Here is a 14,810-nt window from a genome sequence, read left to right on the forward strand (position 1 = left end):
TTTCATTATCCATTACATCATTCACACATTATTCATTCGTTTAAAATTTTGTAATCATCTGATAAAAAACTAATTAAAAATTTGAGAACGAATGGAACCGCTTCGCTCTCGCATAATATTTTTTAAACATATTCTTTTGTGATATTTATGCTTAAAAAATATCATGCTCGTTTCATCAGTATATAATTAAACTAAGTCATTGGTCTGATGGAACTCGCATGTAAGAACTTATACATATTCTCTTGTGGTAATCGTTGCCATGCTCGTTTCATTTATTTCGAAAACTACTTGATACATCAGGCAGGTAAGGTGTTAACCGTCTGAAAGACTGAGACCGAGAACCCAGGGCAACGTTCTGGGTTTAGAGGTACCCCCCACCTTGCACTTCTTTTGGGAAGACTTCCTTAAACAACAACATAAAAGACATGGTAACAAATTAGTTTTTTATCACTGTATAGTCATCAGCCCAACTTCGCTTAGAGACACATTATCAGACCACAATAAGATTCATCTAAAATCTTTAAACTCTAAATATCCTGTATCTCAAAAGTGAGAATCCTGTAAAATTTTTTCAAAATCCTGCAACACAAAAAACTCCAGCCTTTTCTATATTTCCATTTCCAAAAGAACCTGATCCAAAACAGCATCGTTTATCAGTATTTTTCATATTTTTGACATTAAAGGTTCAATTAAAAACGAGGATTCTCAACCACGATAAACACCAGTTTAAACACGCAGCCCAACCAAACCAATATTGGTGTTTTGATAAAACCAAATTGTTGAAAGCAAAAAGAACAAACCAATCAGATTCCTCAAAAAAAGGAAAACCTGACTTTGAATCCGGCAAATTCCCTATCGCTGGGATTGGTGCTTCGGCCGGAGGACTGGAAGCCTTAGAGCAATTTTTGAAAAATGTCCCCGAAAAAAGCGGAATAGGTTATGTAATTATTCAACATCTGGATCCGACGCAAAAAGGGATGCTTCCAGAGCTGCTTCAACGGGTTTCCAATATGCCGGTTCATCAGGTAAAAGACCTAATGAAAGTAAAACCCGATTGTGTCTATGTCATTCCGCCAAATAAGAACATCTCTATTTTCAAAGGGATACTTCATCTGTTTGATCCCATTGAGACTCGTGGTTTTCGACTTCCTATCGATTTTTTTCTACGCTCCCTGGCCGATGATCTGAAAGAGTTTTCGGTGGGAATTATTCTCTCAGGAATGGGATCAGACGGAAGCAGCGGGATCAAAACAATTAAAGAAAAGAACGGAATTGTGTTGGTACAAAAACCGGAAACGGCCCGTTTTGACAGTATGCCGCGCAGTGCCATTGAATCTGGCATGGTGGATATTGTTGCCTCTCCCGAAGCACTTCCCAGCGAACTCATTGATTTCCTTAAGCAGATACCTGTTGTCAAGTCAAACCGAAGTTCTGAAATTAAAGATCATAGTGCCTTTGAGAAAATCATCATTCTTCTCAGGACGCAAACCGGAAATGATTTTTCGCTCTATAAAAAAAATACCATCTACCGGCGCATAGAGAGAAGAATGGGCATTCATAGAATTGATAAAATAGTTTCGTATGTTCATTTTTTGCAGGAGAATCCCAAAGAAATACACATACTTTTTAAAGAGTTAATGATTGGTGTTACAAAGTTTTTTAGGGACATTCCGGTTTGGGAGCGGTTAATAGAAAAGGAACTTCCGGTTTTGATAAATCAAGTGAAGCCCCATTCACAGTTAAGGGCGTGGATCCCTGGTTGTTCTACCGGAGAAGAAGCTTATTCTCTTGCCATCCTTTTTAAAGAAGCATTAGAAAAAACACATTCAAACCCCGGTATATCCTTACAAATTTTTGCCACAGACATCGATAGCGATTCCATTGAAATTGCCCGGAAAGGATTGTTTACCGGGAATATAATTTCAGATGTATCTCCCCAGAGGCTAAATCGGTTCTTTATCAAAACAGAAGATGGTTATCGCATCAGTGAAGAGATCCGAGAAATGATCGTGTTTGCCCAACACAACATTATAATGCACCCCCCATTCACAAATATTCATTTAATTTCCTGTCGCAACCTATTGATATACATGGACTCTGAACTTCAGAGAAAGCTACTTGGGCTGTTTTATTACAGTCTCAATCAGGAAGGAATTTTACTGCTTGGCACTTCTGAAACTTTGGGTACACAAAACCATCTTTTTACACCTTTGGATAGCAGTCTTAAAATTTTTAAACGCACCTCTGCCCTTCTCAACCCGTTGTTAATGGATTTTCCATCTTCATTTTCCCAAACTGCCGAGAATTATAATGAAAACACCAAACAAGAAAAGCCCATAATGAACATTCAAAACCATGCCGACCAGTTATTGCTAAACCAGTTTGCACCTGCCGGAGTGTTGGTTAATGAAAACGGCGATATCCTTTATATCAGCGGACGAACCGGAAAATATCTTGAGCCCGCAGTTGGTAAAGCAAACCTCAACATCTTTGCCATGTTGCGACCGGGTTATCAAAATGATTTTGTCATTTGCTTTCGCAAAGCATTGAGAAATAAAGAGGCCGTGATATTACATCATGTAAAAACAGGCACAAACGAAGACTCTTTAACATTAAATGTCACCATTCACTGGATTCATAAGCCGGAACCCTTATATGGCAAACTGATGATTATTTTTTCCGAGATTCCGAAAACTGTTGAACCAAATTCACCAAAGAAAAAAGGGAAAACCTCCCCGACCAACAATAGGGAGGCAGAACTTGAGGAAGAATTGCAACATTCACGTGAACAGATGCAAAATATTATGGAAGAGATGCAAACATCTCAGGAAGAACTTAAATCAACCAACGAAGAGCTGCAATCAACCAATGAAGAACTGCAATCAACCAACGAGGAACTCATGACCTCAAAAGAAGAGATGCAAAGTTTGAATGAGGAACTTCAAACGGTAAATGCCGAATTGCTGGCTAAAGTGGATGATTATTCAAGGGTCAACAACGATATGAAAAACCTGCTCAACAGTACAGATATTGCGACCTTATTTCTTGACAAAGAACTGAACATTCGCCGGTACACAAACCAGGCAACCAAAATTTTTAAACTGATTAAAAGCGACATAGGCAGACCTTTTACCGACCAGGTTTCACAACTTATCTATCCCGATTTGCCTGATGATGCCCTGCAGGTTTTAAAAACCCTTATTTTTATTGAAAAACAGATTCCAACCAAAGACGGAAGATGGTTTTCCATTCGCATTATGCCGTATCGCACCCTGGATGATCGCATTGACGGACTGGTCATTACATTTATTGATATTTCCGAACTTAAACAGGTGGAAGAAAATTTACTTAAAATGAACCTGGAAAACATGAACCTTGTTAAATCTTCTTCCAACCCCATATTAAAGATATCTGGTAATCGAAAAATCATTGATATAAACCCTCCCGCAGAAACATTTTTCGGTAAAAGCAGTAAGGAGGTAAAAGGTCAGGATTTTATAAAATTATTTATTCCTGAAAATTTGCAGCAAAAAGCCCAAAAGAAAATAACCTCTCTGTTGTCAAAACAGGAAAATGCCCCTGTTAAAATGAAAGTTATAGCAGCCGATAACAAGGAGGTTTACACCATGTGGTCGGTGTATGCATCTTTCAACAATCAGGAATTTTTATCTGCAGTCATCTCAATCACAAAACAATAAACAAATGAAGAACGAAAAAGGGGATTTCACCAATGCAAATATGCTTCGTAAGAAGGCAGAAAAGCAACTCAAAGAAAGTCAGGGGAGAGAATCTGGAACCCCGTTGACAAATGATGTAAACAAACTTTTACATGAGCTACAAGTTCATCAAATTGAATTGGAGATGCAAAATGAAGAGTTGCATCAGGCTTATGAAACAGCAGAGAAAGCCTTAAAAAAATACACCATGTTGTATGATTTGTCACCATTGGGCTACTTTTCCCTTGACCCTGACGGAGCCATTTGCGAGGTTAATTTCACCGGAGCCGATCTGCTCCGGGAACGCCGTTTCAGCCTTATCAACAGCAACTTTAAACTCTTTATTGCCGAAGAATCTAAAACGGCATTTAATGATTTCTTTAGCAAGATATATACCAGCAATGCCAAAGAGTCGTGCGAGATCATGCTTGGATATGATGACAAAAATCTATGCCGGGTATATGTAGAAGGCGTAGTTACAGAGGATGAACAAAAATGTCTTTTATCTGTGGTGAATATTTCAAAATTTACAAAAGACTGATACTTCACGGCCATCCCCTGCACCAACTGCTCATTACGAACCTACTTTATGAAATTCTTCATAGGCCTGCAAAACAGTCAAATGAGAAATTAAATACGCCAAAGAACTTTCAGCTCCCTGGTTACGATTTACGCCATAAACTTCAAAACCGTCGCAACACCCTTGTGTCTCAAAATCGTACAAACTCAGCCGCAAGTCATTTTCACCCAGAAACCATAAGAAAGATGTGTAAAGCTTATTCAGAAACTCTTTATCTTTGGTTACATGAAAAGCCTGATGGTACATTAAGACCATTGCCATGGCATCTACCGGTTGTTGTGCAAACACAGAGCGTTCTCCATCTTTTTTGTACCATTTCTCATTTCCAATAACAGAAAGGTAGTTCTCCTTAAGTGTGTGCGCTGTTAGAAATTGCATAGATTTCATGGCCACTTCCAATACTTTATCTTCATTCAGAATTTCTGCCGAATGCAGCAGAGCCAAAGGTAACATTCCGTTGTCGTAGGCAAGCAGTGATTCAAACCACTGCCAGTCCGGCGACTGATTAGCATCGAATTGTTGAATCAGCTTATGAGCCATGTTCCGAAGTCGTTCTGTCATGGAGTCATCTCCCGGACTGGTTCTCAGGTAATAACAAATTCCTATCATCGTATTGGCAATACTCCTGATAGATTTTAATTTTTCAAAATTTGGAGCAGCATTAAAAAACATCAGGCGACCAGTCTGATAATAAGCATCGTTGGGAGCATTGCCTAATAAATAACCAAGAGCCCAGATAGTGCGGCCAAAAGAATCTTCTGATCCTATCTCATCAAGATAATTTCTGCTAAAACTCAAGAAGTTCCTGAATGTCCCATCCTTATTTTGCATATAATGGATATAACTCAGATAAACGGGAGATAATTCAAGGGATCGTAAATCCTTAATCTGCCTGTAGGCCATCAAAACCATCAGCAAAGCCCTGGCATTGTCATCCAGACAATAGCCTTCTTTCAGGTTGGGAATTCCAAACTTTGCATGCTGAATAATACCGGTATCATCCGTAAGCCTGTTTATATGTGTTAAAGAAAAAGGAGGCAGAATCAGCAAATCCATTATGGTATCCTTTTTCTCCATTTCCAGGGTTCCTTGCATTACAGCTTCTTTTGCAACTGCAATGTATTTTTCACCGGTTTTGGGCCATGTAATATTTCTGCCATACTCACCGGCTTTCTCTTTTAGTTTTTTTAATTCCACAGGATTATCCAGAAGCTCTGTCAATAAAGAGCTAAGCTCTTCCGAATTCCCAAAACTGAAGAGCTTACCCCTTCCGTTGGCCAACAGTTCGGCCGCATGCCAGTAAGGTGTGGATATCACCGCCGCCCCAACTCCTACTGCATAGGCAAGTGTCCCACTGGTGATTTGAGCCTCATGCAGATACGGAGTAATATATATATCAGTAGCCGACAAATATTTAAACAAGTCATTCACATCTAAAAACTCATTTAAAAAAAATACATTTTTTTCCAGCCCAAGCGTTTTAACCAGGCGCATTAAGTAGATGCGATATTCTTCACCCGAATGCCTCAATACATTGGGATGCGTTTTCCCCAAAATCATATAGAAGACCTCTGGATATTTTTCAATAACCCCGGGCAATGCTTTGATTACAGTCTCAATGCCTTTGTTGCGGCCAATAAAACCAAAGGTTGTAAGCACATGCTTATGCTCAAGCTTAAACTCTTGCTTTGATTTTTCAGCACTGAACTTAATGTCGGGCACACCATGGTCAATAAGAACAATTCGCTCTTCTGGCACATCATAAATATGAACCAAAAAGTCAATGGCCTTATGGCTCATCACTACAATTTTACCGGCCATTTTACAAATTTCCTGCAAAACGGCCTTTTCATTGTACGAGGGAGATTTCAGTATGGTGTGCAACGTAACAATCAGAGGTATTTCCAACCGATGCAGTAAAGGAAGAATGTAAACCCCGCTTTGACCTCCAAAAATGCCAAATTCATGTTCAAGAATACAAACTTCAGCACCACTATGATTGATGAATTTCACCGCCTGAATATAATCTTCCTGATGCTCCTGTCTGATGGTCAATTTCACCTCTTGCGGATAGTCATAAACATTGGAAAAATCATTTAACGCCACAACAAATCCGGTGTTGACATTCTCTTGACGGTTATTGTCTGAAATCACCGAATTAAATAGATCATGAGTAAACGTTCCGATACCACATTCACGTGGTGGATATGTTCCAATAAAAGCAATCTTCATTTGTTATAAATTTAGGTAGTGAATTTCTGGACACATTTCATTGTTTCTCCCGAAGTCCGTAAACAGTCCTGAAATGGTAGCCATAAACTGCAAAAGTGATGGCATCAGCAAACAGTCCGGGTTTCTTAAACAAAGTCCAGAACAGTAATTTCCAATACTCTGTTCTTCCTTTATTTAAAACCCCAATAATGTACATTGACTTCAGGAAAGCACTAATCAGTGAAAAGTTTATCCCCTTCGCCTTTTTAAAGTTTCGGTTATAATTTACGAACAGTTGACGCACTCTCCGGTAATATGGTTTGGGAGCATATATATTCCTGATTATCTGCCTATAGCCACTTATCAATTCGCCATAATCCATTTTAGGAATAAAATTCATTGATAAGTCCGTATTGTTGCCCGAAGCTTCGGTGGTCAACCTATTTTCGGTCTCCAACCGCTTATATAACTTTGTATTTTTGGGTGCATTCAGTAGTCCAACCATTGCCGAAACTATGCCACTTTTCTGAATAAACTCGGTCTGCCGTTGAAAAACACCGGGAGTATCACTATCAAAACCAACAATAAAGCCTCCGGATACCTGAATTCCGGTATTCTGAATGTTTTTTACGCTTTGAAGCAAATTCCGATTTTTATTCTGAACTTTATGGCAGGAATGAAGCGATATTTCATCCGGAGTCTCTATTCCAATAAAAGTAGATGTTAAGCCCGTTTCAACCATCAGGGACATCAACTCCCTGTCATCCGACAAATCAATAGAACTCTGAATATTAAATACAAAAGGATACTTATGAGCCTGCATCCAATTCTTCATGGACGGAAGTAAATTGAATTTCACTTCATTTTTGTTGCCAATAAAATTATCATCCACAATAGAAACCGATCCACGCCAATTAAGATGGTACAGCTCATCGAGTTCTCTAAGAATCTGTCCGGCTCCTTTCATTCTTACTTTATGCCCCAAAAGGGAAGTTATTTCACAAAAATCGCACGAAAAAGGACATCCTCGTGAAAACTGAATGTTCATAAAAACATACTTTTTCATCTGTAAAAGTGAAAAATCCGGAATGGGTGAAAGAGAAAGATCTGCAAATTGATCAGTTTTATAGATCCTGGCAGGATTCCCTTTTGACAAATCATCGAGAAATAGTGGTAATGTAATTTCTGCCTCATTTAATACAAAATGATCTATTTGAGGATAGTTGTTGTACTCCTGGGTAAAAAGCGGGCCACCTGCAACCATTTTAGTCCCTTGGTTCTGACATTTCAGTATTATGTCATCCACCGATTTCTTCTGAATATACATTGCACTGATAAAAACATAATCTGCCCATTGAATATCAGCAGTTTTAAGTTCCGAAACATTCATATCTACCAGTTTCTTTTGCCACCCTGCCGGGAGCATTGCCGATACAGTAATTAATCCAAGAGGGGGAACAGCAGCTTTTTTCGAAATAAACTTAAGGGCATGTTTGAAGCTCCAAAAAGAATCAGGATATAACGGATATACAAATAGTATTTTCATAAATGACCTAATTTTATCTGTGAATCAACTTCTATTTTTCAATCCTTTGCTGGAATACCAAAACAATTCCACAATTTTACAAACCGACACGGTTTCAATGTTCCCTTTCAACAGCAATAATTTGAAAGATTATAAAACCAGAAGGAATACTATAGTTGAACAATGAGTACAATTTTAGAATTAATATTTGCCTACACCTCATCGCGAAACTACTACATGAAGAAGGGAAAAAACCAGTTGCATAAAACACGTAACCTCTCTCTATCTCCCCGTTACAATAAACTCCTTACATTAGCCAGAGTTAACATTCAGGGTTTTATTAACATACTGTTGTAAAAAAGAACCTGTAAAATTGCTGCAATAATATCTTTATAAATTACGGGAAACAGAGGAAAATTACTATTACATTATTACTGTAAAATATTACATTATTCACACATCTTCCAGAGTGTCCCGACTTCTGCTTTTGAGCTTTTTATAGTCGGAGGGCGATAATCCGGTAATTTTTTTAAATTGATTGGATAAGTGTGCAACACTACTGTAGTGCATTTTAAAAGAAATTTCCGAGAGATTCAGCTCATCATAAATAATCAATTCCTTTACTCTTTCAATCCTGTGTTTCAGATAGAATTTTTCAATGGTAGTATGTTTTACCTCAGAAAACAAATTTGCAAGATAAGTGTAATCGTAGTTAATTTTATGTCGTAAATAATCGGAAAGATTTACTTTTAATTGTTCATCTCGATTATGAACCAAATCCATAATGGCAATCACAATTTTTTCAACAAGAATATTCTTCCTGCTGCTCATCAATTCAAGCCCTGATTTTTTTAAAGAGCTGTCTAATTTTCTTAATGTATTCTCAGAGACATCTCCTTTTATATCCGCTTCACCAATCTTTACATCATAATAATCCAAACCGATTTTCTCCAGTTCACTCTTAACCACCATCTGGCAGCGAATACATACCATATTTTTAATATATAATTTCATTGACTACAGAAAAATCCACTCATAAGAAAGCCTCACGAATATTTATTAAATATACGGTTTTGCACCACCAAAAACAATTTGAGTTCAACTCCATTTCCCGGTTATACAATCCCATAGCAGCTTTTAGGCCCCACAATTTTTCCATGAATTAAATACTTCATTATTGATACGACAATCATTAATTCAAAAAATATCAAAAACAATCACCCCTTTTATTGTTTTTTTATAAAACTTCGTTTGTTTTTACTATTTTTATCCTCAACAGAAACAACCCTAATCCTATTTTTTTAAACATCACAGGCTAAACTATAATTTTCAAGCACTTAAAAATCCAAAAGCCCTAATTTCATAGTCAAGTTTGTATGTTTAGAGATGGCAAAAACGTTACAATAAACTATAGTCAAAAAAAACAGACATGATCAAAAAGAGCATTTTAAAGACACTGGCATTAGGCTTTCTGAGCATTTTCTCAGGAGTATCCAATGCACAAAACACTGCTGATTACCAAGTGGTACCAATACCAATGGAGATCACTCAAAATCAAGAATCTCCGTTTGAATTAAGCCGGGAAACAAAAATCGTTACCGGCGACGATTCTCAGATAATGCGTCGCAATGCCGGTTTTTTGCAACAATACATTAAACAACAAACAGGGATAGAAACCATTATCGCGACCAAGGGAGAAGGTAGCCGCATTGTTCTCCAAACAGGACTGAAATCGGACAGCCCCGAAGCCTATGAAATCAATGTCTCCAGTGACGTCATTACCGTCACCGGAGCCTCTGAAGCAGGGGTGTTCTACGGAATTCAGACACTTAGAAAGTCCATTCCTGTAAAAAAGACTGCCACCATAACCTTTCCATCGGTAAAAATAAAGGATGCCCCCCGTTTTTCCTACAGAGGAATGATGCTGGATGTGGCCAGGCATATGTTTTCAGTAGAAGAAATCAAAACTTTCATTGATATGCTGTCGCTCCATAACATCAATAAATTTCACTGGCACCTGACTGAAGATCAGGGATGGCGGATAGAAATCAAAAAATATCCGCGACTGACCGAAATCGGTTCTATGCGAAAAGAAACAGTAATTGGTCGCAACAGCGGTCGCTACGACGGAGAAACCTATGGAGGCTATTACACTCAGGAAGAGATAAAAGAAATCGTAAAATATGCGTCAGATCAACACATTACCATCATTCCTGAAATTGATATGCCCGGACATATGCTGGCCGCATTGTCTGCTTATCCTGAATTGGGTTGTACGGGAGGTCCTTATGAAGTATGGACACAATGGGGCGTATCGGAGGATGTATTGTGCGTGGGAAAAGATCAAACACTGAAATTCGTGGAAGATGTCCTCAATGAGGTGATGGATCTCTTTCCATCCGAAATGATCCATATCGGAGGCGATGAGTGCCCCAAAAGCCGATGGAAAGAATGTCCCTCCTGTCAGGCAAAAATAAAAGAGTTGGGCCTTGAAGCTGATGACCACCACTCGGCAGAGGAACGCTTGCAGAGCCATTTCATCAGTCAGGTGGAAAAGATCATCAACGATCGCGGACGCAAACTAATCGGATGGGATGAAATCCTGGAAGGCGGACTGGCACCCAATGCAACCGTCATGTCGTGGCGGGGAATGTCCGGCGGTATTGAGGCTGCAAAGCAGGGACACGATGTTGTTATGACCCCCAACTCTCATGTCTATTTTGACCATTACCAGTCAACCGATGTATCACGTGATCCACTGGCCATTGGCGGCTATTCTCCCGTGGAAAGGGTTTACAGTCTGGAGCCGGTACCTTCGGTTCTCTCAAAAAAGCAACGTAAACACATTCTGGGGGCACAGGCCAATTTATGGACAGAATACATCCCTGTTTTTGAACACGCCCAATTCATGGTTCTTCCCAGGATGGCGGCTCTTAGTGAAGTGCAATGGATGGAGCCCGAAAACAAAAACTATGAAGATTTTCTGCAGCGATTACTGAAGCTGATTGAAATCTATAAAATCAATGATTACAATTATGCCAGACACATTTTTGATTTGAATGCTGAATTTGTTCCCAATGCCAAAGACAATACAATCGATGTTTACCTCTCATCGCTGACCAATGGAGATATTTTTTACACCCTTAACGGAACTGCTCCGGTAAAACATTCTCCCAAATACAAAGGGGTGATAAAGGTGAACAAAGATGCTGATGTCATGGCCAAAACCTATTTCAACGAAGAGTCCAGTAGAGTTTTCAGTGAATCGATCTCCTTCAACCTGGCAACAACAAAGCCCATCAAATCACTCCAGCCGGTTGACAAACAATATGGATATGATGGCATCTCAACTCTGGTGGACGGTCTCAAAGGAAACAATAACTACCGTACAGGAAGGTGGATTGCATTTCGTGGCAACGACCTGAAAGCTGTCATTGAACTGGGAAGTGAGCCGGTAACAATCCGGGAAGCTGCCCTTACCACCAATGTTGTCAAAGGCGACTGGATATTTGATGTGCGTCAGTTTGAAGTGCTGGTATCGGATGACGGCAAAAATTTTCGCACGGTAGCTTCGCGTGATTTTGATCCGTTACAAAGAAGTGACAGTGATGGAATTAAAAACCACGTACTCCGATTTGATCCTGTCGAGGCACGCTATGTGAAAATCATCGGAGAATCAGAAAAATCAATGCCGGAATGGCACGGCGGTGCAGGTCTGCCAGGTTATCTTTTTGTCGATGAAATTGTGATAAAATAGATTCAGAAAAGTGCAAAGGTCCCGCCCCACGGGGCCTTTGCACTTTTAATGCAACTCTTTATTGCCCATCCTTCCGAATTCTCCCCCTTCCATTTTTCCTTAATTAAATTGCTGAAGAACCTCAATACCTCTATCCAAATGGGACAGACAGCTTCTTTAATGTCAATATAGTCCCTGACAGAATTTTTGCCCATTTCAAAAACATTTGAACAGGAACAACAGCTTTACTGTTATTGATTTGACCTGATTGACATTCACTTTTAGTTGTGAGCGTCCGGTTAAAATGTTTGACAGAACTGAAAATAACAATACCAAAACAAACTATATTTTATCAATTATGAGAAAAATTTTCAAGGTGGCCTTATGGGTTCTTATTGTCCTTCTGATATTTGCAGGAGGCATTGCGTTGTATGTAAAAGATCAACTTGGAAGTATCGATTCCCTTGAAGAACGAAATGTCAAATATGGTGGGTTAAACTATTATTCAACAGAAACCGGAGAATTCATCAGTCCCGAGAAACTGCCTCATTATCCGGAAAGAACCACCGGAGGAGATCCGGGATTTTCTAGATTTTTCAAAACTTCACCTTACGCGCCGGAGACTCCCTTCCCCAAAAAAATGCTTACCAAAAATGAATTCTCCAAAACCCCGGCTGATTTTGCTACATACTGGTTTGGGCATTCTACTGTAATTCTTGAACTGGATGGAAAACGGATCCTATTCGATCCTGTATTTAAAAATGCCGGCCCGCTGCCAATTATTACCAGAAGATATGATATTTCCCCGCTAAAAAGAGAAGAACTCCCAAAGATCGATTTGGTCATCATCACCCACGACCATTACGATCACCTGGAAACTGCAACCATCAAATATTTGGCAGATAAAGGTATAGAATTCCTCGTACCACTGGGCGTAGGAGCCAGATTAGAAGGCTGGGGGGTTCCAAAGAAAAATATAACAGAATTGGGCTGGGAACAGGAAATGATCTTTGACTCCATAACGATAACTGCGCTTCCAGGCATTCATTACTCAGGAAGGAGTAATTCCGATCGAAACCAAACTCTTTGGGCATCTTATGCGATTAAAGGTAAGGAAAAAAACATTTTCAACAGTGGGGATACCGGGTACGGTAAGCACCTAAAAGGGATTGGTGAAAAATACGGCCCTTTTGATCTGGCTTTTGTGGAAATAGATGGCTGGAACAATGGTTGGCCATTAACGCATCTGTTTCCCGACCAGGTAATTCAGTTATGTAAGGATATGAATACAAAACTGCTGTTCCCCACTCATTGGGGTACTTTTGATTTAGCCTTACACCCCTGGAACGAATCGATTCAAATGGTAGCTGACCGGGCGGCCGAAAATGATATTGAAATGGTCACCCCAATCCTCGGGGAGAAAGTAATACCTGGTGTTACGCCTACCTCCAACTGGTGGATCACGTTATCCGGGAAATAATCCCCCCTTATTTGCCTAAAAGAAGTTGTACCAAAGGTACAAATTCGAGAACCTCATCATACTGAACGAATTGAAGGATCTCTCCGTCAGGATCTTCAATACTTTATTCATAAAACTGAGACTCACCAGTGGAAAAAAATTTGAAAATATTGGCGAAGCAATGAATCGCATTGATAAACTTAACTCGGACATTCAAATTACAAGTAAAAAGAAAATTATTAGTATGCGCAATCATGTCATTCATGGTTATGCTAAAATTGATGATGGCATTATTTGGGGAGCGATTGTTCGACACCTTCCAATCCTCAAAAAAGAAAGTAGATGCCATACTCAACTGCAAATAAGCTGAATATGCCTTTTTTCCCATTCTGTTTTTAAAACCTTACAACTTGGCAGAATAGGCGTTTTTTGCAAGCAAAGTAGAGATTAGTGAAACGCTACGCCCCACTTCTTTCTTCTCCTCCAAAAATTCTTCATCACTCTTTTCTCCGATCTTTAATTACAATCCATTTGGTGTGCCATATTTTGTCCTACCCTTTCACTACCTTTACACCAAATTCAAACACATACCTTATGTCCACACGAGAAACATTACAAAGACACACCATCATCATCAATCGTCTGAGAAAGAGTGATGCATCGTTCGAAGAAATTGCAGACAAACTGGAGCTGGAATCGGAACTTCAGGGATATGACTTCAACATTTCAAAACGCACATTTCAACGTGACATTGAGAACATTGAATCCTTGTACGGCATCTCCATAAAATTCAACTTCTCACGAAATGCCTGGTACATCGAAGAAGTGGATAACACCGAAGCCAATGCCCGGTTGCTTGAGGCTTTTGATACCTTCAATGCGCTCAAGATGACCAATCGCCTGCCCCAGTATATAGATTATGAAAAAAGACGGCCTCGCGGCACCGAAAACATGAACGGTTTGCTCCATGCCATTCAAAACAACCTGCGGGTAAGCTTTACCTACCAAAAATACTGGATAGATGAAAAACGTACACGTTATGTTGAGCCCCTGGCTTTGAAAGAGTCTATCAATCGATGGTATGTGATAACTATGGATGCCGAAAAAAAGGAAATCCGCACCTTCGCCCTGGATCGCCTTTCAGAATTGGAGATAACCAATGAAAAATTTAATCGACCTGAAGATTTCGATGTCAACGAAATGTTCAAATACAGCTTTGGCATCATCAGCGGGGTAAATTTCGAACCGGAAGACGTGCTTCTTGCTTTCAGGAAACCTCAGGCGGAGTACATACGCTCTTTAAAACTGCACCATTCACAGGACGTCGTAAAAGAAACAAAAGAAGAAATTCTTTTCAGCATGAAACTATTCATCACTGAAGATTTTGTGCAGGAAATTGTATCACAGGGATCTCGCGTAAAAGTCTTACAACCGGACAGCTTAATTCATGAAGTTAAAAGGTATCACCAGGAGGCTATGGACTTGTATTAAGAGTAACAACTTAAAATTTAAAGAATTCTTAATTCAAAAAACATTTAAATACAAGAATACCGGGCATAATACCAACAAATCAAATGTTTACA

At 39.3% G+C, this 14,810-nt stretch carries 9 protein-coding genes; 6 read left to right on the forward strand and 3 right to left on the reverse strand.

From position 1 onward, the window contains the following. The first annotated feature begins 779 nt into the window (after positions 1–779). Entirely contained in the window at positions 780–3,698 is a 2,919-nt protein-coding gene (locus tag BY457_RS11535) for a chemotaxis protein CheB (protein ID WP_106153482.1), read from the forward strand. 4 nt (positions 3,699–3,702) lie between these two features. Continuing rightward, positions 3,703–4,257 carry a hypothetical protein gene (locus tag BY457_RS11540; RefSeq protein ID WP_106153483.1) on the forward strand — a complete coding sequence of 185 codons (555 nt, stop codon included), beginning with the start codon at positions 3,703–3,705 and terminating at the stop codon, positions 4,255–4,257. A gap of 33 nt (positions 4,258–4,290) precedes the next feature. Here the strand turns inward: BY457_RS11540 and BY457_RS11545 are convergent, their stop codons facing one another. The 3 genes from BY457_RS11545 to BY457_RS11555 all read right to left on the reverse strand — a co-directional run bounded on the left by BY457_RS11545 (position 4,291) and on the right by BY457_RS11555 (position 9,025). Beyond that, positions 4,291–6,528 carry a glycosyltransferase family 4 protein gene (locus BY457_RS11545; RefSeq protein ID WP_106153484.1) on the reverse strand — a complete coding sequence of 746 codons (2,238 nt, stop codon included), beginning with the start codon at positions 6,526–6,528 and terminating at the stop codon, positions 4,291–4,293. A 37-nt stretch (positions 6,529–6,565) separates the two neighbouring features. Further along, positions 6,566–8,053, reverse strand: a complete 1,488-nt coding sequence (locus tag BY457_RS11550; RefSeq protein WP_106153485.1) for a B12-binding domain-containing radical SAM protein — start codon at positions 8,051–8,053, stop codon at positions 6,566–6,568. 432 nt (positions 8,054–8,485) lie between these two features. Next, on the reverse strand, positions 8,486–9,025 hold the full coding sequence (locus tag BY457_RS11555; protein WP_258176710.1) for a helix-turn-helix domain-containing protein: 540 nt from the start codon (positions 9,023–9,025) through the stop codon (positions 8,486–8,488). Positions 9,026–9,461: 436 nt separating this feature from the next. On the opposite strand from BY457_RS11555, the gene BY457_RS11560 reads away from it, so the two are divergent. The 4 genes from BY457_RS11560 (at position 9,462) to BY457_RS11580 (ending at position 14,718) form a co-directional block, all read left to right on the forward strand. Then, positions 9,462–11,789, forward strand: coding sequence for a glycoside hydrolase family 20 protein (locus BY457_RS11560; RefSeq protein ID WP_106153487.1), 2,328 nt, complete (start codon positions 9,462–9,464; stop codon positions 11,787–11,789). 337 nt (positions 11,790–12,126) lie between these two features. After that, positions 12,127–13,248: an MBL fold metallo-hydrolase gene (locus BY457_RS11570; protein ID WP_106153489.1), complete on the forward strand. Its 1,122-nt coding sequence runs from the start codon at positions 12,127–12,129 to the stop codon at positions 13,246–13,248. 70 nt (positions 13,249–13,318) lie between these two features. Further along, the gene (locus BY457_RS11575) at positions 13,319–13,597 is read left to right on the forward strand and encodes a HepT-like ribonuclease domain-containing protein (RefSeq protein ID WP_374956699.1); all 279 of its coding nucleotides are present in this window, start codon (positions 13,319–13,321) and stop codon (positions 13,595–13,597) included. Between the two features lie 224 nt (positions 13,598–13,821). Next, on the forward strand, positions 13,822–14,718 hold the full coding sequence (locus BY457_RS11580; protein WP_106153490.1) for a helix-turn-helix transcriptional regulator: 897 nt from the start codon (positions 13,822–13,824) through the stop codon (positions 14,716–14,718). Positions 14,719–14,810: the final 92 nt, after the last annotated feature.

This window comes from Marinilabilia salmonicolor, assembly GCF_003003035.1.
GTDB classification, from domain to species: Bacteria; Bacteroidota; Bacteroidia; order Bacteroidales; family Marinilabiliaceae; genus Marinilabilia; species Marinilabilia salmonicolor_A.